Consider the following 21,241-nt stretch of genomic DNA (forward strand, 5'->3'; position numbering starts at 1 on the left):
TGAAAAAAGGAGACGTTTTTGTCTCCTTTTTCACAGCGTTATGAACTGACTGCTCGAATAGCCTATGATACCGTTGTAATTGACTACATACCAGCCGTCAGTTTCACCATTTATCATAACGTTTGCGCCGTCAGGCATAGAGCCGATTATACTGCCTGACAGACTCGGATAATTCCGTATATTCAGATTGCTTCCGTCAGTGGTAACTGTTCCCCAGCGAACAGCTCCTGCTGATATGAACGGTATACCGAAATAATCACACAGCGAATTTACAATATTACGTGCTATTGCTTCGAGATTGTTTTTCAGCCATGCTTCGTCTGCATAATTGTCGTGATAGCCAAGTTCACAAAGCACAGCAACCGCTTTGGTCCTTAACACCTCTCCGAGAGAGTATGTGGGTATTGCTCTGACTTTATCAGGCAGGGGATATATTGATTTGAGATTATTGGCTATTATATTGGCGAGACGCTCGCTATGGGAGCTTCTCGGTGCGTAATATATATCTATCCCGCGAAGTCTGCCTGCGAGATTTTCGGGGGCAGCGTTTGAATGAAGTGCAAGATGTACATCGTATACACCTGCGTTTGAGTCTGCGATAGCACCTGTAACATTGCGTACAGGATCATTCCTTACGAAGCTTATTCCGCAGGAACGAAGATAGGGTTCTATCCTATCGGCAAGCAAATTCATATACAGTTCTTCATTGCCGTCTGTAGCATATTTATTCCATTCCTGTGTGGACGGACTTAAAAAGACCTTTGGCATAAAATCATCCTATTCTGATTAGTTTTGAGATATATCTCATTTTATTTTATGCTCGGTCAAAATAAATTGTTATTATACCCTCTAAAAAATTAATTATGCTATTGACTTTTTTATTTTAAAGCGTTATACTTTAAATGATAAAAGAACATCGGAGGTAATATTCTATGAAAATACTTGTTGTCGGACTTGGACTTATAGGCGGTTCACTTTGTAAGGCACTAAAAAAATATACATATCATACAGTTGTCGGCTGTGACCTTAACCATGACATAGAAAATGCTGCACTTCGTGATGTAGCACTTGATGAAGTTTTTGACGGTAATTATAATGGCTATGATCTGATCATAGCAGCTCTTTTTCCCGAGGCAACAGAAAGATTTTTCAGAGATCACGCTTCTGAAATAAGTAAAAACACTCTTATTACTGATGTTTGCGGTATAAAGGGAGCATTTTCCGAGCGTATGAAGAATATTGCTGAGACCAACGGACTGAGATATGTAGGTATTCACCCTATGGCAGGCAAGGAATTCGGAGGCTATTACAATAGTACTGCCGATCTCTTTGTAAAAGCTAATTTTATTATTGCTCCGTTTGAGGACAGCAGAGAAGAGGATACAGAACTGCTGAGAAAGCTTGCGAGTGAAGTAGGTGCAGGAAAGATTGTTGTAACAACTCCCGAGAATCATGATAAGATGATAGCTTATACGTCTCAGCTTGCACATATCGTTTCAAGTGCGTATGTAAAGAGCCCCGAGCTTGGGCTTGAATGTGGATTCAGCGGCGGAAGCTTTCAGGATATGACACGTATTGCAACTATGAACGAAAGAATGTGGACAGATCTTTTTATGCAGAATAAAGAAAATCTACAGTATGAGCTTGATACCCTTATCAAAAATCTTCTGAAATACAGCGATGCTCTGAAAAATTCAGATGCTGATACTATGCGTGCTCTCATTGCGGAAGGAAGAGAGCTTAAAGAAGAAAACCTCAGACACAGAGTCGGTCAGCCTAACTAAAAGAGTTTCTTTTCAAAATCAGGCGTTGGTGCTTTTAAAACTAATGTATTCAGATAATGCATTTCTGAGCTTTCGGGAATATGAAACTCAAGCGAAAAGGCACAGAGTGCCTGACGGAATACACCGTATCGCTTATTTGCAGCGACAGAGCCGTATTTGCCGTCACCGAGGATAGGTGCGCCTATATGTGCAAGATGAGCACGTATCTGATGAGTTCTTCCTGTATACAGCTTTACTTCCACAAGGGAAAGCGGTCCTTTTTCTGAAAGAACTTGATATCCTGTTTTTATATGTTTATAACCGTCAATAGGCGAGTCGGAGATCTTAACAAGATTTCTTGACTCGTCTTTTTGATGATATGCAGTGATTATATCTTCTCTTTTCGGCAGCTGCCCCACAGTTACGCAGTGATATATCTTGTGGACATTGCCTGCGCGTATGGCTTCGTTTATGTCTCTTAAAGCAGAAGCGGTCTTTGCAGCGGTAACAAGTCCGCAGGTATTTCTGTCAAGGCGGCTGCAAAGAGCAGGAGCAAAAGAGCTTTCAGAGTCGGGAAGATATTCTTTCTTATTATATAAATAGTGTTTTATTCTGTCAATAAGGGTTTCGGTCATAGGGCTGCCGTTTGAATGAGAGTCGAGACCAACGGGCTTATTGACGATAAGAACATTTTTATCCTCATATACTATTTCAATGTCAGGGGAGCATTTAAGAAAACTCATATCGTGTTTTTTCTCAGCTGATACTTCATCTTTCACATAAATAGTTATAATATCACCTGTATTGAGTCGGTCAGCTATATCGCACCTCTTACCGTTTATCTTTATGTCTTTTTTACGAATTAGTCGATACATCATACTTTTAGGGAGGTCGGGGAGAGCTTTTGCAACAAATTTATCAACTCTCTGACCGCTGTCATTGTCATTAATTACAAATTCTTTCATCTTTATATCACCTAAATATTACAAAAAAGTATCTATAAGTTACAAAAAATATTTGCTTTTTTCTTCATACCTTACAAATTTTCATGTTGATATCTGCTTTTTTTCTTTTAGAGGTTGAATTATCTCAGAAAAAATGTTATAATATACAAAATTGAAACGAAATTGACGTTTTCTTTTTGTTACGTTTATGAAAAGGAGTTAGATCAGCCATGGGCAAATTAAAAAGCTTGCTTTCAGTATTGATGGTTAGTACTGTTATGTGTTCGGCAACAGCGTTGCAGGCTTTCGCTGCGAACGATCCTGTTACTGATATATATGATAGCACAATTTTTTCGGAAAGTAAAGAGCCTGACAGCAGTGGGATATCCTTAAATGTCTGGGCAGTCGGCAGTTCGTCAGATGTAACAGTCGATGCTGCGGATACTAATGTTGAGGCAACGTCTGAAAAACCATTCAATGTGTTTGATATTTATGATGCACATCAAAAGTATGTAAAGATACATTCAGGAGATCCTGAGCTGATGTACAGAAGATCGGAAGGTATTGATGTTTCCTATTCACAGGGTAAGATCGACTGGAAAACTGTCAAGGAGAGCGGAATTGATTTTGCTATAATCAGGGCAGGCTACGGCAATGCCTATAAGTACCCAAATCAGATCGATACATGGTTCAAATACAATATCGAAGAAGCTCAGAAGGTCGGCATGAATGTAGGTATCTACTGGTACAGCTATGCTGACAATGCTGAAGATGCTCGTCAGGAAGCAGAGGGCTGTTATCAGATAATAAAGGACTATTCTATTCAGTATCCTGTTTATTTCGATATTGAAGAGCCAAAGCACAAGAAAATGTCTACTGCTGAAGTATCGTCTATGATAGACTCTTTTTGCTCAACTATCGAGTCAAAGGGATTCCATGCAGGTGTATACAGCTTTTCAAGTCTCCTGACAACAAAGGTATATCAGCAGGTACTTGATAAGTATGCTGTATGGGTAGCTCACTGGAACGTTAAAGTTCCTGGATATACCGGAAATTACGGTATGTGGCAGCACTGCGAGGTCGGAAGAGTAAACGGTATCAATACAGATGTTGATCTTGATCACTGTTACATAAATTATCCTTATATCATTTCTCCTGATACTTATGATCCTGACGGTACAGAGACAAATGTTTCTTCCGTGCAGTATCCTGCATCTACGGAGAAGGTCATTGCTAAGGGGATAGATGTTTCCGTATGGCAGGCTAAGATAGACTGGGACAAGGTCGCAAAATCAGGTGTTGACTTTGCAATAATACGCGCAGGATACGGTAACCTTTCATCACAGAAGGATAAGTATTTTGAGGCAAATATCGAAGGAGCAGCAAAGGCAGGTATCGACTGCGGAGTTTACTGGTACAGTTATGCTTCATCACCTGAGGACGCTGTACTTGAGGCAGAGGCTTGTTACGAGGTTATAAAGGATAAAAAATATGCTTATCCTGTATACTACAGTCTTGAAGATGTCTGTCTGAATTCTCTCAGCAATAAAGAGCTTTCAGATATAGCTAAAGCTTTCTGTTTAACTCTTGAAAAGAAAGGCTACTATGTAGGCATAAAGAGCAATGTAAACTTCCTCAGCACAAGACTTGACGAATCTTTATTCAATTCATATGATGTCTGGGTTGCTCATTACGGAGTTGCAACACCAAGCTTTACTAAAAACTATAATATGTGGCAGTATTCAGGCACAGGTAAGGTCAACGGAATAAATGGAATCGTTTGCTGCGATTACGCATATATCAATTTCCCAAAGGTAATGAAAGAAGCTCATCTTAACGGCTTTTAAGCAATGAAATTCAATATGCATACCGTGTTTTGCGGTATGCATATTTTGTATAACAGGAGAAATTATGGTAGAATTTATTATCGGTCCGTCAGGCAGCGGAAAAACGACGAAGATGTTCGGTCGAATAGAAGAAAAATGTTCTGCTGCCGATAAATTATGTATATTAGTTCCCGAACAGTATTCTCAGGATTTTGATAAGAAACTTTATTTCTACCTCGGAGCTGAAAATTTCAATGAATTGTTTTCACTGAGCTTTACAGGTCTTGCGAGACAGCTTTTTCAGATCTACGGTGATCCTGACAGAAAAGGTGAATTTGCTGATGAAATGGCTAAGATGATACTGGTGTATCAGGCTGTTTCATCAGCTTTGTCGCGTCCTGAGTCTCTCAGCAGTTTCCGCAGACAGAGTATGCAGAGTGGCTTTGCGGAAGAGATAACTACTCTTATACGTGATATGAAACGTGCAGGAGTAACTCCCGAGGAGCTTGTACAGCGTTCACAGCTCCTTGACAGAAGGCTTATGGACAAGACGAATGATGTTGCTGCCATATACATTGAATATCAGCGGTTAATGGAGGAATACGGTTTTAAGGACGAACTTGACAATATCCGCGAAGCCGCAAATGTTGCAAATCTGAACAGATACTTTTGCGGAAAGACTGTATTCCTTGATGAGTTCGAGAGCTTTACTGCCGATCAGTATGAGATGCTGAGAGTAATGATCTCTTCATCGGAAAATGTTATTATCACATTGAGAACAGATGATGTCAATGCAGGCGAATACACTCTCTTTGAAACTGTTAATGATACGTACAGAAAGCTTTCGGGAATATGCCGCGAACTTGGCAAAGAATGTACGATCATACAGTGCAATGAATACCACAGGTTTAAAACTCCCGATCTTGAATACGTCAGCAGCCGTGGACTGAGAAATTTAAAAAATGAACCCGATAAAGCTCCTAAAGCTGAGAATATCCATATATTTGAGGCAAGAGATATGTACAGTGAAGCGGAGTATGTCTGTGCTGCCGTTAAACATCTGTTGTATGAAGATCATTCTCTGAGATACCGTGATATAGCTATAATCTCAAATGATATCGCAAGCTATGCAGATGTACTGAAAGCTGCATTCAAGAGATATGATATCCCGTACTTCCTCAGCCTTGAAAAAGCCGTGGATCATACAGCTGTTATGGTGTTTTTCCTTACGCTGCTTGATATACTTGTAAGCCGTAAATTCAGGTCTGAACAGATATTCAGGCTTCTTAAAAGCGGACTTCTTGATGTATCGCTTACAGAAACGTCGCTGCTTGAAAACTATTGCTATAAGTGGGACGTTGACGGAGATATGTGGGCTGAGCCGTTTACTGCGCAGGATAACGAGCTTGAACTCCTCGAAGGAATAAGAGTGCGTGTTATCGAGCCTGTCATAAAGCTGAAAAAACGTCTGAAACGTGATAAAACTGCGGATAAGATATGTGTGCATCTGTACGATCATCTTGTTGAATGTGGTGCGGAGAAGAATACTGCCCGTCTTATGGGTGAGCTTATAGATCAGGATAAGGACTATGAAGCGGCAGAGCTGAAAAGATTATGGGGTTGCCTGATAGATATACTTGACTGTATCAATGATACTCTCGGAGAACATGAAATTAGCTTTTCAGAAGTAAACAGGATCATAAGATCAATGATAGGCAGGATAAAGTATTCAGTTCCGCCGCAGACTCTTGATGCTGTCACAGCCGCTTCTGCGAGAATGGCACGACTTGATTCACCGAAAATAGTTTTTATAATGGGGGCTAATGACGGTGATTTCCCAAATCAGATCAGTCTGCATGGTCTGTTTTCAGAAGCGGATAAATCAAAGCTTGCTGAACACGGGATAGAGCTTTCCACACCTCTTTCGGAGCTTATCGCGTCTGAGCGGCTTGTAGTATATAAGGCTATATCAGCGGCTTCGGATAAACTTTTTATAACCTATCCGCTTTCTGATCTTGCCGGACAGGCTAAGTATCCTGCACCGATAGTAGATAGGATAATAGGAATGTTCGGTGATAAAAGCATAAGAAAAAAAGATGAGGAAATACCTGTTGATTTTTATGCTGTAACTCTTCATTCAGCCTTTTATCACTATATGCAGGAGCGAAATACCGCAGATGCTTCAGTTTCGTCCATAAGAAGTCTGTTAATGAGTGATCCTGAGTACCGAAGAAGACTTAATTATGTTCTCAGCAGAGGCGATCATTCTCAGAATTACAAGATAGACAGGAATATTATGGAGAAAATACAGGATTTTGAGCCATTCAGGCTTTCTTCAACAGGTCTTGAGGAATATAATCTTTGCCATTTCAAGTATTTCTGCGATAAATGCCTCAGATTAAGGCTGAATGAAAAGATCAGTCTTGACGCAAGGATAGCAGGTGAACTTACACATGAGTGCTTCTACGGTATACTTGCGTCACGTACAAAGTCTGACTTTGTAAATATGTCGTATGATGATGTGCAAAATGAAGTGAATAGGTGCGCTGAAAAGTATAAGAACGAAACCCTTGCAGGTGATTTTGGTAAAGATGCGAAATTTGAACTGATATTCAACAAGCTTACTGAGCGAATGTCAGATGTATTCCTGTATACTCAGCAGTCACTTATGGCTTCGGATTTTGTGCCCCATGATTTTGAGCTTGATCTGCGCGAAAGCCACTCGGTTGTTCTGCCGTTTGGTGATAAAAAGGAGCTGAGCTTCGGCGGAATAGTTGACAGAGCAGATGTGTGCAATATAAACGGTGAGGATTATCTGAGGATAATAGACTATAAGAGCAGCCGCAAGGAGATAACTGCCGAAACACTCGCCTGCGGAATAAATATGCAGATGCTGCTTTATCTGTTTGCTTCTACCGATAAAGGCGGTCTATACGAGGGCTATGAGCCTGCAGGTGTGCTTTATTCTCCTGTAAGGATAGCTGATGTACACCTTGAGCCGCATAAAGTTTCATCAAGGAACAGCAGTGCGGTAAAGTCATCACTGAAAATAAGCGGACTTGTTCTCGGAGATATGGACATACTTGAAGCTATGGAAAAAGATGTTGGCGGAGAGTTTATACCTGTAAAGCTCGATAAAAATGGAGTTCCAGATAAGAATTCGTCATGTGTATCGTCTGAGGGAATGACACTGCTTAGAAATTATACGTATTCAAAGCTTATCAGCATGGCTGAGTCGCTTCTTGACGGAAACGCAGAAGCAGAACCGCTCGTTATCGACGGTAAGATCCCATGCACATACTGTGAGTATGTAAATATATGCGATAATTCCGAATTTGAACGAAAAAAACTTCCTGATGCATCTGAAATTGCGGAAGCAGAAGAGATACTTGGTAAAAAATTCAGCGGAAAGGAGAAGTGAACATGAGCTGGACACAACAGCAGCAGAATGCTATTGATGCAAGAGACACGTCACTTATTGTATCAGCTGCGGCAGGAAGCGGCAAAACAGCAGTTCTTACAGAAAGGCTCATAAAGCTCATTGCAGACAGCAATTCGGGTGTGAGAGCAGACAGAATGATCGTTGTAACATTTACCAATGATGCGGCTTCCGAACTAAAAAAGCGTCTTGATATAAAGCTCAGAGAGTTTATAAACGAACGTCCTGATGATAAACATTTGCTGAAACAGCAGATACTTCTTCAAAGCGCGAGGATATCTACTATTAACTCCTTCTGTTTTGACCTTATACGTGACAATATGTGTGATACAGGAGTAACTTCGGGTTTTGCGGTTCTTGACGACAGCGACAACAAGGTGCTCAGAGCACGGGCTATGGACGAGCTTATAAACTACTATAGTGAAAACGAGTATGAAAAGATATCGTTCATGTATGACAGATTTTGTATTAAGGACGAGAAAAGACTTATTGAAGTAATAGAAAGAGCTGACAATTTCCTTTCATCTGTTCCTTTCAGGGATAAATGGCTTGATAAAGCGGTTGAGATGTATAAAGGTGATATAAATGACTCGTTTTATTTCAAGAGCCTTATGACAGCTATGATATCAGAGCTTGAAAAAGCTCTTAAAACAGCTGATGATAATATCGGACTAATAAACAGGATATTCCCCGATATGTCATCGGCTGCCGCAGCGAAATCATATGCTTTGGCGGAAGAGGACTATGACAGGATATCAGATCTTCTTGCAATTTTCAGAACCAACAGACTTCCCGATGAAAGTGAAGCTGCAAAAGCGCAGGATTTTTCTGATCTTGTAAGAGTTGGAAAAACGCCTCATGATAAAGCTTTGCGCGAGATATACAAAAAAAGGCGCGATCTTATAAAAAAGACTGCGGCAAAGGTAATAAACAGTGTTTTGTCAGTTGAGAGCGATTACAGAGAGTGCGGTGAAGTAACTGTAATTCTTGCGGAAATGCTAAAAAAATATCAGGAGTTTATCTGGGAAAAGAAATGCGAAAAGAATGGTCTTTCATTCGATGACGGTGAACGTTTAGCATTGGAGCTGCTTACCGAGTCGGATGACAGCGGTAATATTGTCAGAAGTGAAGTTGCTGATAGGATAGCTGATTATTATGATATAATAATGATAGATGAGTATCAGGACTCCAATAATAAGCAAGATCTTATCTTTAAACTTATCTCAAAGGATTTCCGAACAGACGAAAATGGTGAGCCGCTTTACGGAAGCAATGTATTTCTTGTGGGAGATGTAAAGCAGTCTATTTATCGTTTCAGACTTGCCAATCCTCGTAATTTTATCAATACATTGCACAGTTCAGAGCCATATTCTCCTGAAAGTAAATGTAAAAATCAGGCTATTATCTTGAATAAGAATTTCAGAAGTTCTCCTCAGGTAATAGATTTTGTAAATTTTGTATTTGAGCAGATAATGTCTGAAAAGTGCGGAGATATAGACTATACAGATGATGAAAAGCTATATTTCGGTGCCGGGCAGTATGCGGACGATGATGCATCACAAAGGATTACTCATTTTGCATTTATAAAAGATGATGCTGTTGAAGATGAAGAAGCTGAAAAGCTTAACATGGAAGTACTGTATACAGCCAAAAAAATATCTGACATGATCGGAGCAGGCGTTACAGTTACAGATAAAGACGGTTCAAAACGTCCATGCTGCCCATCTGATTTCTGCATACTTGTAAGGAATAACAAGCACATAAACACATATGCGGAAGAACTGAACAAAATAGGCGTTCCTGCAAAAGGAAGTGAAGAAACAGGCTATCTCAAAGCGCGAGAGATAGCAGTGCTTATTGATCTTTTAAGAGTTATCAGCAATCCGATACAGGATATACCTCTTGCTGCTGTAATGACTTCGCCTATGTATATGTTCAGTATTGAAGATATAGCAGTTATAAGGTCTTATGATAAAAAGAGAGCCTTGTTTTCTATAATTCAGGGGATAGTTGGTGGAGAGTACAGCGAATGTGATGATATGTTCCTTTGCGAGAGATGCAGGGAATTTCTGGAGTCTATTGAAGCATTCCGACTGGATTCTGTTACCATGACCATAGGAGAGCTTATAGGCGAGATTTATGACTCTACAGACTTTATCTCAGTAATGCAGCTTTACAGTGACGGTGAGAAGAAAAGAGCTAATTTGCGCGCACTTATACAGTATGCTCAGAATTATGAAGCTACAGCTGCATTTGACGGGTCAGGCGGTCTTAACGGTTTCCTGAGACATCTTGACAGAGTAATGGAAAACGGAGACTACGCACAGGGAAAGGTCGCAGCTTCCTCAGGTGACTATGTTTCAGTACTTACTATGCACAGGTCAAAAGGATTGGAATTTCCATTTGTTTTTATTGCGGAAACGTCAGTGAACTTTCAATTTGACTCAAAAACAGTAATGTGCAGCCCCGACGGACGCATAGGCTATGTACTTTATGATCCGAGTCTTTACAGAAAATATAAGACCTTTCAGCAGGTAATGCTTTCCGCTGAAGAGGAAAGAGACACAAGAAGTGAAGAAATGCGATTGCTTTATGTTGCCCTTACAAGAGCAAAGCGGCAGCTTTTTATAAACTTAAAATGCGGCGAAAAGGCATTGAAAAGAGTTAATTCGATTATTGAAAGTTGTGTGTTGCATAATGGAGACATAACTGACAGTGTTAGCGAGGCAAAGAGTTTCTCAGATTGGTTATGGGCAAGTATAATACGTGAAAAGTCTTTTGCGGAAATTTCAGAGCATTTAGAGCTTGAAGCAGCTGCGAACAAAAGCAACAATGATGATAATAACCTTTTTGAATATGAATTTGTGGACAGTATAGATGCAGCAGATGCGGAGCAGGCTGATGAAGATAAAGAACAAGCTGCGGACGAGAGTATCATATCACATATGAAAAATATAATTTCATACGAATATGATAAGACGCTTTCGGAAACTCCTGCAAAGCTAAGCGTTACAGAAATAACCAAAAAGCTTAAAAACAGTAAAGAATTATTCGATTTTAAACTGAAAAGACCTAAATTCAAATCAAACGGTTCAAGACTCAGCGGAGCTGAACGCGGTACAGCTATACATACGTTCTTTCAGTACTGCGATTTTGAAAATGCAATCAAAGATACAAAGTCTGAGATAGAGAATGTAATGAACAAAGGATATATATCTTTAGCAGAAGCCGAGTCGATAAATCTTGAAAACGTTAAAGCTTTCTTTGAAAGTTCACTTTATGAACGCATATGTTCATCGCTGGCATATGTCAGAGAAAAGAAGTTTATGGTGGCTGTTTCACAGCTTGATGTTGAGAATGAAACTCTTGAGAAACTCAAACGTTCAGACGGCATGATCAAGGGAATTATAGACCTTATGTTTGAAGAAAATGACGGTATAGTCATAGTTGATTATAAATCAGACAGGGGAGTGTCTCTTGAAAAACTGAAAGATAGGTATTTTATGCAGCTTAAACTATATAAAGCAGCAATTGAGCTTACAACAGGCAAGAAGGTCAAGGAAGCGTTTTTGTATTCGTTTGAACTGAAAAAATATATTGCTGTAGAGATTTAATAAGAAGTCCCTGTATATTTCAAATTACAGGGACTTTTACAGTTATAAACCAAATCTGTTTTTTTATGTTTTGCATTATTTGAGATGTGTAAATTTGTGCAATATGTAGATTTTGCAAATTTTGTTGACAATATATGAAGATTGTATTATAATGGAAGATACAGAGATATAAATTGAGGTGTAGAATGAACAAAAGAAGGAAGCAATGGCGCAATGCTAAATTGTTAAAAGCAGGCACAGCGTTTTTCCTTTTAGTTCTTATATTTGGCGGAATAACTGCTGCAAAATATCTGATAAAGCATAACAGGCGTACTGTTCCTGATAGTGCTGTATCGGACAGCTTTGTTGTAAGTACAGGCAAATTGTCTGAAGTTTCCGAATCTACTACAGAACAGGCAGGAAAAATGGCGGTGCCTTTTGTTATATTTCCTGAAAAGACGGACAAGTCTAAGGAGTTCACAAAAGATTATGACGCTAAGAATGCTATTCTGATAAATGTTGACGACAGAGAGGTTATCGCTTACAGAAATGAACAAATTAAACTGTATCCTGCGTCACTTACAAAAATAATGACGCTTATCGTTGCTGTCGAAAATATAGATGATCTTTCGGCTACTGTACCGATTACATATGATATGGTAGCACCTTATATTGCTCTGGACGCTTCGAGGGCAGGATTTGAACCTGATGAAACGCCTACACTAAAGGATGTTTTGTATGGTATAATATTATGCTCGGGAGCAGATGCCTCACTTGCGGCAGCTGAATATGTTGCAGGGAGTGAGAAGGCGTTTGTCAGACTTATGAATGACAAATGTAGGGAAATAGGCTTAAAATATACGAATTTTACAAATGTTGTCGGACTTCATGATAAAAATAATTACAGTACAGCCGAGAATATTGCGCTCATGCTTGAATACGCAATACAAAATCCCGTCTGTCGTGAGGTCCTCTCAGCAGTTGAATATAAAGTTCCGTCTACGAAACAAAATCCTGAGGGATTAACATTTGAAAGTACACTTTTCAGCAGAATGTACGGCGATGAAATGCCCGGGGTAAAGATTATCGGCGGAAAAACAGGATTTACAGATGAAGCAGGAAACTGCATGGCAACTTTTGCAGAGATAAACGAAAAGACATATATACTCGTGCTCTGCGGAGGCAAAACAAATTGGAATAATGTATATAATACGTTAAGCGCGTACAGCGTTTACTGCACAGGCGGTAAAGCATATACGCCGCCTGAAAATAAAAAGCAGATATAGTAGGCGGCTTTTAAGTGTAGAACAACAAGCTTGGAGGATATGAACAATGAGTGAGACTAAGAAATGCAGGCTCAGAGTGGGTCGTGTTTTTCTTGCAATGGGAATAACAGTCGGTACACTGTTCGGAGCTGATGCTTTGAGAAGAAGTTTTGATAGTCAGCAGCCATATAATATAAAAGTTCATGGAGATTTTCGTAATTCGGCGGAGAATGTTGAGACTTCAACAGGCAGCAGTCTCTCATACGGAACATCAGATGAGGCAACAACAGCTTTTGAAGGTATAAAATACTTGGGATACTCTGAGTTTGAGCTTTCAAAAGATGAGATATCTAAAGGTATCCTTTCTATCTATACTGATAAATCGCCTGCAAGAGCAAGTGACCAGGGACAAATGGTCGATCTTGCGGAAGAGAAAAATGAGTATTATTCTATTGTTGAAGGAAAGGTATCTCTTAATGAAAATGCCGCAGATGCTCTTAATCGTATGATGGAAAGCTATGCCAATGAAACAGGATTAGCAGACTTTATCGTTTACGGAACAACTGATACATTTACCGGTGAAAATTCATTCTGTCCACAGAAATTTAGCGAGTCTAAGGCAGGATACTGTGTTGATCTTGCTTTAAATGCGTACGGAAATATGCTCACATATGACGGCTGCGATGCTGAAGGCTGGATCGTTGAGAATTGTTGGAAGTACGGTTTTGTAGTTAGATATCCTGAGGGAAAGAAGGATAAGACCGGAAATGAGTATTGTCCATGGCATCTCAGATATGTAGGCGAGGTCCATGCAGCCATAATGGCTAATAAGAAGATGTGCCTTGAAGAGTATCTGGATTATCTTGAGCAGTATACTTTTGAAGAACCATATTCTTTTACATTCAATAATGAAGCATATCAGATATACAGCGTTTCGGGTGATGACGACAGACTTGAAACAAGAGTGCCTATATCAGGCAATTATGAGCTGTCAGGTGATAACAGAAACTCTGTTATTATAATGCAGAAAAATTGAAGATAGAGGAGCAGTTTTTACTGCTCCTTTTCATTTTATACTGTTTACCTGCATAGTATTATCTGAGGTGATATTTATGCGGATATGCTTCAGATCAATACTGCTTTTGATCTGTATCATTGTTTCAATGACCTGTATCAGCGCAGATAAGAATATAGATAATGAAATAGAGGCTTACGTCCTCATGGAAGCAGAAACAGGAACAATTCTTGAGGCTAAAAACGAAAATGTAAGAATTAATGCAGGCTATCTTACAAAGTTAATGAGTATTCTCGTTGTTGCAAAGCATATTGAAAGCGGTGAGTTAGCTATTGATGATGAGATTACTGCTTCTGATAAAGTAAGCGGAACAAAGGGCTCGGTGATATGGCTTCAAAGCGGAGATAAAATATCAGTCGATGAACTTCTAAAGGCTGTTATAATCGGCAACGCTAATGATGCTATGACTGTTCTTGCAGAAGCTGTTTCGGGTGATGTGGATACATTCGTTATGGATATGAATGGAGAAGCTTTTGATATTGGACTTCGTGACTCTTATTTTGTTTCTCCTTACGGATATGCTGATGAACGCGAATACACAACTGCGTATGATATGGCACTTATATGTTCAAGGCTTTCTAAATATGTTTTTTTGCAGCCATACTTCAAAACATGGCGCGATTTTATAAAGAATGAACAGGTCGAGCTTGTAAGTGAGAATGATCTTACAAGAAACTATGAGCCGCATATCGGCTTTAAAGCTTGTCATTCTTCCGAAGATCGCTATTTTTTAGCTGAGGGCGGTATAAACTCAGGTGGCAACACTTTTATTTCTGTTGTTTTAGGTGCGGAAAATGAAGATATATCCTTTAAAAAAGGACGAGAGCTACTGAAAAGAGCATTTTCAAGCTATAAAGTTGTCTCTACGGAGTTCCCTGAAGAAATGCTCGTGCCTTTAAAAGTTAAAAATGGTGAGTGCTCAGCTGTAGAGATCGGTATAAAAGAGCAGGGGAAAGCCGCTGTGCCCAAAGGTGATAAAGAGGTAAGAACAAAAGTCGTTATTCCTGAATATATCACTGCTCCCGTATATGAAGGTCAGCCTGTAGGTGTTGTTGCATTCTATAATGGTGATACTCTTGTTTTTGAGACTGATATCATGATAAAAAGCAGTGTTCGTGCGCTTACCTTGAATTACGTTTTGAAGCAAACATTGCTTAAAATGATAGAAAAATAACTCTGAATTTGTCGGGATTGTACAAATGTTGGAAATGTTATGTAAAGGTACTTGAAAAATAATCAAAAATATAGTATCATAAAGATGGTAAATTATATTTGTATGGTTTTCCATACATATTGGAGGTAAATTTTAATGTCATTAAAACTCAACACCAAATACTTGAAGGATTTCGTCAATGCTGACGAACTCGCAGGAATCAAGGCACAGGTTGAGGCTGCTGCACAGTCTCTCCAGAGCAAAACAGGTCTTGGCAATGACTTCTTAGGCTGGGTGGATCTTCCTACTGCTTATGATAAGGAAGAATTTTCTCGTATAAAGGCAGCTGCTGAGAGAATCAAGGCTAATTCCGATATTCTTATCGTTATTGGTATCGGTGGTTCTTACCTTGGTGCAAGAGCTGCTATCGAGCTTCTTAAATCACCTCTTTATAATAATATGAAGAAGGATACACCTGACATTTATTATGTCGGAAACAGTATCAATCCTGCTTATCTTAACGAGATCATCGCTCTTTGCGAAGGCAAGGACTTCTCTGTAAATGTTATATCTAAGTCAGGTACAACTACAGAGCCTGCACTTGCATTCCGTATCTTCAAGAAAATGGTTGAGGATAAATATGGTAAGGAAGAGGCAAAGAATCGTATCTTTGCTACAACTGACAAGGCAAGAGGAACTCTCAAGAACCTTTCTGATGCAGAAGGCTACGAGACATTCGTTATTCCTGATGATGTTGGAGGACGTTTCTCTGTTCTTACAGCTGTTGGCCTTCTTCCTATCGCAGTTGCAGGCTGTGACATTGACGCTCTTATGAAGGGAGCTGCTAAAGCACAGGCTGATTTCTGCGCTGATTTTGATAATAATGACTGCTATAAATACGCTGCACTCAGAAACATCCTTTACAGAAAGGGCAAGTCTGTAGAAATGCTCGTTTCTTACGATCCAAGCTTCGTTATGATGTCTGAGTGGTACAAGCAGCTCTTCGGCGAGAGTGAAGGCAAGGACAACAAGGGTATATTCCCTTCAGCTGCTGTATTTTCAACTGATCTTCACTCTATGGGACAGTATATCCAGGACGGTGCAAGAATTCTTTTCGAGACTGTTGTTGATATAAAGAAGCCAAAGACAGATCTCTTCCTCGAGCCTGATGCTGAGAACCTTGATGGTCTTAACTTCCTTACAAATCAGAATATGTCTGTTGTTAACAGAAAAGCATTTGAGGGTACTGTTCTCGCTCATACAGAGGGCGGAGTTCCTAATATTATTCTTGAACTTGACGACACTACAGAAGAAAGCGTCGGCTATATGATCTACTTCTTCGAGAAGGCTTGCGCAATTTCGGGCTATGTACTTGGTGTAAATCCGTTCAATCAGCCGGGTGTTGAGAGTTATAAATCAAATATGTTCGCTCTTCTCGGCAAGCCGGGATATGAGGGAGCTAAGGCTGCTCTTGAAGCTAAGCTCGGCTGATAAGTCTGTTTAGCTCATAATGCAGAACTAAATACGTCACAAATGCCGTGAGGCACGGAAGGAGTAAATTATGATTAAACTTATTACAGGAAAAAAAGGCACAGGTAAAACAAAGATACTCATCGATAATATCAATGAGGCTGTAAAGTCAACAAACGGAAATCTTGTTTGCATCGAAAAAGGTGACAATATCAGACGTTCTATCAGCTTCAGAGTAAGATGGTGCGATACTGAGAGCTTTGCTATCGAAGGTGCTGATGCATTCTACGGCTTCGTTGCAGGTATGCTCGCAGGCAACTATGATATAAAGGACGTTTTCGTTGACGGTATCCTCAAGATCGTTGGCCGTGACTATGATGTTCTCGGTACACTTTTTGAGAAGCTTGACAAGCTTACAGGTGAAGAAGCTACTATCGTTTTCACAGTTTCAGCTGATGCTTCTGAGCTTCCTGAGAGCGTTAAGCAGTTCATTAAGTAAGTCATTAAAAAAAGTGAAATTTTTACACTGAACTATTGACATATTTTGACGTTTGGTGTATAATATATTTTATGGTGCTCTGAAGGATAGTTGTATGAAGATCAATTTAAAGCAGATATTCAATATTGTCGGAGAGTCAAAGGAGTTTTCTTATGAGATCTCCGCAGATGAATTTGGTGATATCAAGGGCTATGTTTTTAAATCACCTGTTAGTCTGAGTGGAAAATTCCATAACAGGGCAGGAGTAGTATATTTAAACTATTCTGCGGCTTTTGAGCTTCTCCATACTTGCGACAGATGCTTAAAGGAATTTTCAAGAGATTATGATCTAAGCTTCGACCATATTGTTGTTCCTTTCATTAGCAATGATGATAATGATGATTATATAGTTGCAGATGGTGAGAGCATTGAATTGAATGAAATTGCACTGACTGATATGCTTCTCAGTCTTCCTACTAAAAATCTTTGCAAAGATGATTGTAAAGGTCTTTGTATGGTTTGCGGCTGTGATCTTAACGAGGGTCAGTGTGATCATCTTAATTAATCTGAGCTGTGAAGCTCTTTAAGGAGGTGCCAGAATGGCTGTACCGAAGAGAAAAACTTCCAAGGCAAGACGTGATAAGAGACGTAGTGCTGTTTGGAAGCTTGAAGCACCCGCAATGTCAAAGTGTGATAACTGCGGCGCATATAAGGCTCCGCATAAGGTTTGCAAAAATTGCGGATTCTATAAGGGCGTTGAGGTCCTTAAGATCGACGCTGAATAATCGGCTTGATCCGATAAAAGAGAAGGAGAGGAGGAGAGATCCTTCTCTCCTTTTTAAGTGTATGGAGTAATTTTATGGTTAAGATCAACAGCGTTATGCATGGTTCTCCGTGTGACAAACACGGAATTCAAAGCGGCGACACACTCGTCAGAATAAATGGTCATGACATTAAAGATGTTCTTGATTATATGTACTATGCTGCGGATACTGATATTACCCTTGAAATTGTAAGGGACGATGTCCCTTTGACAATACATATAAATAAGGACGAATATGACGATCTTGGACTTGAGTTTGAAACTTTCCTGATGGATAAGAAACAGTCATGCAGTAATAAATGCGTGTTCTGTTTTATTGATCAGATGCCGCCTGGAATGAGAGAAACTCTATATTTTAAAGACGATGATGCAAGATTGTCTTTTTTGCAGGGCAATTATGTTACTCTTACCAATATGAAGCAGGAAGATATTGACAGAATTATCGAAATGAAGCTCAATATCAATGTTTCAGTCCATACAACAAACCCTGAATTACGTGTTAAAATGATGCATAATCGTTTTGCAGGTGAAAAGCTCAAATTCATCTGGCAGCTTGCTGAAAACGGTATTAAGCTCAATTGTCAGATCGTGTGCTGTCCGGGACTTAATGACGGTGACGAGCTCAGACGTTCATTAACAGATCTTGGTACTCTTATGCCCAATATAACAAGTATGGCTGTTGTTCCTGTAGGAGTTACAAAATTCCGTCAGGGATTATATCCTCTTGTTGGATTTGATAAAAAAGGCGCAGGAGAAACTATCGACATAATTGAAGAATTTCAACAGATATTCCTCAAAAAATTCGGTACAAGAACTGTTTTCCCGTCAGATGAGTTTTATCTGATAGCTGAGAGAGAGCTTCCTCCTATGGAAGCGTACGAAGATTTCTCGCAGTATGAAAACGGAGTCGGAATGCTCCGTTCTTTGATAGACGAGTTTGAAAAAGCTCTTGAAATAGCCGAGTGGGAAGGCGGCGAACGCCATGTTTCCATTGCTACAGGCTATTCCGCTTTTGGTACTATAAATATGCTTGCCAAAATGGCTGAGGAAAGTTTTCCAATGCTGAAATGTGATGTTTATCGTATCCGAAATGACTTTTTTGGTGATACTATCACAGTTACAGGTCTTATAACCGCACAGGATCTTATCGCTCAGCTGAGCGGAAAGGATCTTGGAGCTAATCTTCTCTTGTCTCAGGCTATGGTGAGACGAGATTCAGATGTTTTTCTTGACAATCTTACAATAGGTGATGTTGAGAAAGCACTTAATGTAAAAATACGTACTACGCCAAGTGACGGCTATGAGTTGCTTGACGCAATAATGGGAATTGAATATTAGTTGTGAATTATCACACTTTAAGATATGAAAGGGGATGTAGAAATATGTCATTACCGATAGTTGCAGTTGTTGGACGACCTAATGTTGGTAAATCAACGCTATTTAACAAGCTTATCGGACAGAGACTTTCAATAGTTGAGGATACCCCCGGTGTTACACGTGATCGAATTTATTCTAAATGTGAATGGCGAGGAAAGGAATTCATGGTAGTTGACACAGGCGGTATAGAGCCTGACAGCAATGATGTTATCCTTGCCCAGATGAGAAGACAGTCTGAACTTGCTATTGAAAAAGCAGATGTTATTGTTTTTGTAACGGATATAAAATGCGGTGTAACTGCTGATGACTATGCTGTAGCTCAGATGCTTCTGAAAAGCGGAAAGCCCATTGTTCTTGCGGTTAACAAGGTGGACAGCCTTGGAGATCCGCCTATGGAGCTTTACGAGTTTTATAATCTTGGACTTGGTGATCCGTATCCTATTTCATCTGTTCATGGTCATGGTACTGGTGATATGCTTGATAAGGTGTATGAAAGCCTTCCTGACAGCGAAGAAACAGAATATGACGAGGATCATATCAAGGTCGCTGTTATCGGAAAGCCTAATGCAGGAAAATCTTCACTTATCAACAAGATCGCAGGTGAAGAACGTGTTATTGTTTCGGATATAGCAGGAACTACCCGTGATTCAACGGATACAGTTATCGAAAATGAATACGGTAAATTCGTATTTATCGATACAGCAGGCATACGAAAAAAATCGAAAGTAACTGAAAAAGTAGAGCATTACAGTGTTCTCAGAGCTTATATGGCTGTTGACAGGGCAGACGTATGTGTTATTATGCTTGATGCTGCTGAGGGATTTACAGAGCAGGACTCCAAAGTTGCAGGATATGCACATGAGCAGGGTAAGGCATGTGTTGTTGCTGTGAATAAATGGGATCTTGTAGAAAAAAATGACAAGACCATGCAGGAGTACAGAACAAAGCTTGAAAATGATTTCAGCTTTATGTCTTATGTTCCATTTGTATTCATTTCTGCTAAAACAGGACAGCGTATAAATAAACTCTATGAGCTTATCAAGTATGTCTATGAACAGAACAGTATGAGAATATCAACAGGTATGCTCAATGATGTACTTGCTTATGCAACAACAAGAGTCCAGCCGCCATCGGATAAGGGAAGAAGGCTGAAAATATACTACATGACTCAGCCTTCCACGAAGCCTCCGACTTTCGTAACGTTTGTAAATCGTGCTGATCTGTTCCATTTTTCGTACAGAAGATATATCGAAAATCAGATACGTTCAACATTCGGACTCGAAGGCACTCCCGTAAGATTTATTGTACGTGAGAGGGGAGGAAATGATAAATAATGAAGTTATTTTTATCAATTTTAACAGCTGCCGGTTTAGGATATTTTCTGGGCAGTATCAATTTCTCGATCATTGTCGTTAGAATGATGACAGGAAGAGATATCCGTGATATGGGCAGCAAAAATGCAGGTCTTACCAATACATTAAGATGTGCAGGAAAGAGCTGTGCTCTTATGACGCTTATCGGTGATCTTGCTAAAGGTATAATAGCAGTAGCTCTTTCAAGAGGAGTATGTCATTTGCTCCATGCTGGCATGATGCCGGGAAATGATACACATTATATTGGATATATAGCAGGCTTTTTTGCTATAATAGGCCATGTTTTCCCGATATACTACGGATTTAAGGGCGGAAAAGGAGTACTTGTCGGTGCTGCCTCGTTCCTTGCTGTAGATTATAAAGTTTTTCTTGCACTTATTGCGATATTTGCAGTTATTCTTGCACTTTCAAAATATGTATCCCTTGCTTCTATTATTTCAACAACATACTGTCCTATTGCAACTCTGCTTATGTCGTGGCTTATAGACGGATATACATTTGGAAGAAGCTTTATCTATATGCTGTTGTCTTTGCCTATGGCAGCGATGGTAATATGGATGCACAGATCAAATATCCAACGCCTTATTGACGGAAATGAGAATAAATTTTCATTCAACAAAATAAATATTAACTGAGGCTTTCAGCCGAAAGGAGTGAAATGC

The 21,241-nt window shown here is 39.6% G+C and carries 16 protein-coding genes; 14 read left to right on the top strand and 2 right to left on the bottom strand.

The window, feature by feature from the left end:
- Positions 1-30: 30 nt before the first annotated feature.
- Positions 31-768 (bottom strand): N-acetylmuramoyl-L-alanine amidase, encoded by a 738-nt coding sequence (locus tag QZZ41_RS06160; protein ID WP_295069528.1) that lies wholly within the window; start codon positions 766-768, stop codon positions 31-33.
- Positions 769-932: 164 nt separating this feature from the next.
- Between QZZ41_RS06160 and QZZ41_RS06165 the strand changes: the two genes are divergently transcribed.
- On the top strand, positions 933-1,784 hold the full coding sequence (locus tag QZZ41_RS06165) for a prephenate dehydrogenase (RefSeq protein ID WP_295069530.1): 852 nt from the start codon (positions 933-935) through the stop codon (positions 1,782-1,784).
- Here QZZ41_RS06165 and QZZ41_RS06170 read toward each other — a convergent pair.
- Positions 1,781-2,728 (bottom strand): RluA family pseudouridine synthase, encoded by a 948-nt coding sequence (locus QZZ41_RS06170; RefSeq protein ID WP_295069532.1) that lies wholly within the window; start codon positions 2,726-2,728, stop codon positions 1,781-1,783. The genes QZZ41_RS06165 and QZZ41_RS06170 overlap by 4 nt on opposite strands.
- A gap of 209 nt (positions 2,729-2,937) precedes the next feature.
- Between QZZ41_RS06170 and QZZ41_RS06175 the strand changes: the two genes are divergently transcribed.
- From QZZ41_RS06175 to plsY, 13 genes are all read left to right on the top strand, one after another.
- A complete protein-coding gene (locus QZZ41_RS06175; protein ID WP_295069534.1) occupies positions 2,938-4,554 on the top strand; it encodes a glycoside hydrolase family 25 protein in 1,617 nt (538 codons plus the stop codon).
- Positions 4,555-4,618: 64 nt separating this feature from the next.
- Positions 4,619-7,954, top strand: a complete 3,336-nt coding sequence (locus QZZ41_RS06180) for a PD-(D/E)XK nuclease family protein (protein WP_295069536.1) — start codon at positions 4,619-4,621, stop codon at positions 7,952-7,954.
- A 2-nt stretch (positions 7,955-7,956) separates the two neighbouring features.
- Positions 7,957-11,586 carry a helicase-exonuclease AddAB subunit AddA gene (gene addA, locus QZZ41_RS06185; protein ID WP_295069538.1) on the top strand — a complete coding sequence of 1,210 codons (3,630 nt, stop codon included), beginning with the start codon at positions 7,957-7,959 and terminating at the stop codon, positions 11,584-11,586.
- Positions 11,587-11,771: 185 nt separating this feature from the next.
- Complete coding sequence (locus tag QZZ41_RS06190) at positions 11,772-12,851, top strand: D-alanyl-D-alanine carboxypeptidase family protein (protein ID WP_295069540.1); 1,080 nt, start codon at positions 11,772-11,774, stop codon at positions 12,849-12,851.
- 46 nt (positions 12,852-12,897) lie between these two features.
- A complete protein-coding gene (locus tag QZZ41_RS06195; RefSeq protein WP_295069542.1) occupies positions 12,898-13,866 on the top strand; it encodes a D-alanyl-D-alanine carboxypeptidase family protein in 969 nt (322 codons plus the stop codon).
- Between the two features lie 76 nt (positions 13,867-13,942).
- Positions 13,943-15,079, top strand: coding sequence for a D-alanyl-D-alanine carboxypeptidase family protein (locus QZZ41_RS06200; protein ID WP_295069544.1), 1,137 nt, complete (start codon positions 13,943-13,945; stop codon positions 15,077-15,079).
- 135 nt (positions 15,080-15,214) lie between these two features.
- Positions 15,215-16,549: a glucose-6-phosphate isomerase gene (locus tag QZZ41_RS06205; protein ID WP_074713953.1), complete on the top strand. Its 1,335-nt coding sequence runs from the start codon at positions 15,215-15,217 to the stop codon at positions 16,547-16,549.
- A 70-nt stretch (positions 16,550-16,619) separates the two neighbouring features.
- Complete coding sequence (locus QZZ41_RS06210) at positions 16,620-17,027, top strand: hypothetical protein (protein WP_295069546.1); 408 nt, start codon at positions 16,620-16,622, stop codon at positions 17,025-17,027.
- A gap of 94 nt (positions 17,028-17,121) precedes the next feature.
- Positions 17,122-17,571 (top strand): DUF177 domain-containing protein, encoded by a 450-nt coding sequence (locus QZZ41_RS06215; protein ID WP_295069548.1) that lies wholly within the window; start codon positions 17,122-17,124, stop codon positions 17,569-17,571.
- A gap of 34 nt (positions 17,572-17,605) precedes the next feature.
- Complete coding sequence (gene rpmF / locus QZZ41_RS06220; protein WP_019678749.1) at positions 17,606-17,791, top strand: 50S ribosomal protein L32; 186 nt, start codon at positions 17,606-17,608, stop codon at positions 17,789-17,791.
- A gap of 74 nt (positions 17,792-17,865) precedes the next feature.
- Positions 17,866-19,167, top strand: coding sequence for a DUF512 domain-containing protein (locus tag QZZ41_RS06225; RefSeq protein ID WP_295069549.1), 1,302 nt, complete (start codon positions 17,866-17,868; stop codon positions 19,165-19,167).
- Positions 19,168-19,211: 44 nt separating this feature from the next.
- A complete protein-coding gene (gene der, locus QZZ41_RS06230; protein ID WP_295069551.1) occupies positions 19,212-20,540 on the top strand; it encodes a ribosome biogenesis GTPase Der in 1,329 nt (442 codons plus the stop codon).
- A complete protein-coding gene (gene plsY, locus QZZ41_RS06235) occupies positions 20,540-21,214 on the top strand; it encodes a glycerol-3-phosphate 1-O-acyltransferase PlsY (RefSeq protein WP_295069553.1) in 675 nt (224 codons plus the stop codon). Before der ends, plsY begins: the two co-directional genes overlap by 1 nt.
- Positions 21,215-21,241: the final 27 nt, after the last annotated feature.

Source organism: Ruminococcus sp., from assembly GCF_016283395.1.

Coding starts and splice junctions, on each gene's coding strand:
- QZZ41_RS06160 (WP_295069528.1), bottom strand. CDS start 768: ATGCCAAAGGTCTTTTTAAGTCCGTCCACACAGGAATGGAATAAATAT.
- QZZ41_RS06180 (WP_295069536.1), top strand. CDS start 4,619: ATGGTAGAATTTATTATCGGTCCGTCAGGCAGCGGAAAAACGACGAAG.
- QZZ41_RS06210 (WP_295069546.1), top strand. CDS start 16,620: ATGATTAAACTTATTACAGGAAAAAAAGGCACAGGTAAAACAAAGATA.
- QZZ41_RS06165 (WP_295069530.1), top strand. CDS start 933: ATGAAAATACTTGTTGTCGGACTTGGACTTATAGGCGGTTCACTTTGT.
- QZZ41_RS06175 (WP_295069534.1), top strand. CDS start 2,938: ATGGGCAAATTAAAAAGCTTGCTTTCAGTATTGATGGTTAGTACTGTT.
- addA (WP_295069538.1), top strand. CDS start 7,957: ATGAGCTGGACACAACAGCAGCAGAATGCTATTGATGCAAGAGACACG.
- QZZ41_RS06215 (WP_295069548.1), top strand. CDS start 17,122: ATGAAGATCAATTTAAAGCAGATATTCAATATTGTCGGAGAGTCAAAG.
- QZZ41_RS06170 (WP_295069532.1), bottom strand. CDS start 2,728: ATGAAAGAATTTGTAATTAATGACAATGACAGCGGTCAGAGAGTTGAT.
- plsY (WP_295069553.1), top strand. CDS start 20,540: ATGAAGTTATTTTTATCAATTTTAACAGCTGCCGGTTTAGGATATTTT.
- QZZ41_RS06190 (WP_295069540.1), top strand. CDS start 11,772: ATGAACAAAAGAAGGAAGCAATGGCGCAATGCTAAATTGTTAAAAGCA.
- QZZ41_RS06195 (WP_295069542.1), top strand. CDS start 12,898: ATGAGTGAGACTAAGAAATGCAGGCTCAGAGTGGGTCGTGTTTTTCTT.
- rpmF (WP_019678749.1), top strand. CDS start 17,606: ATGGCTGTACCGAAGAGAAAAACTTCCAAGGCAAGACGTGATAAGAGA.
- der (WP_295069551.1), top strand. CDS start 19,212: ATGTCATTACCGATAGTTGCAGTTGTTGGACGACCTAATGTTGGTAAA.
- QZZ41_RS06205 (WP_074713953.1), top strand. CDS start 15,215: ATGTCATTAAAACTCAACACCAAATACTTGAAGGATTTCGTCAATGCT.
- QZZ41_RS06200 (WP_295069544.1), top strand. CDS start 13,943: ATGCGGATATGCTTCAGATCAATACTGCTTTTGATCTGTATCATTGTT.
- QZZ41_RS06225 (WP_295069549.1), top strand. CDS start 17,866: ATGGTTAAGATCAACAGCGTTATGCATGGTTCTCCGTGTGACAAACAC.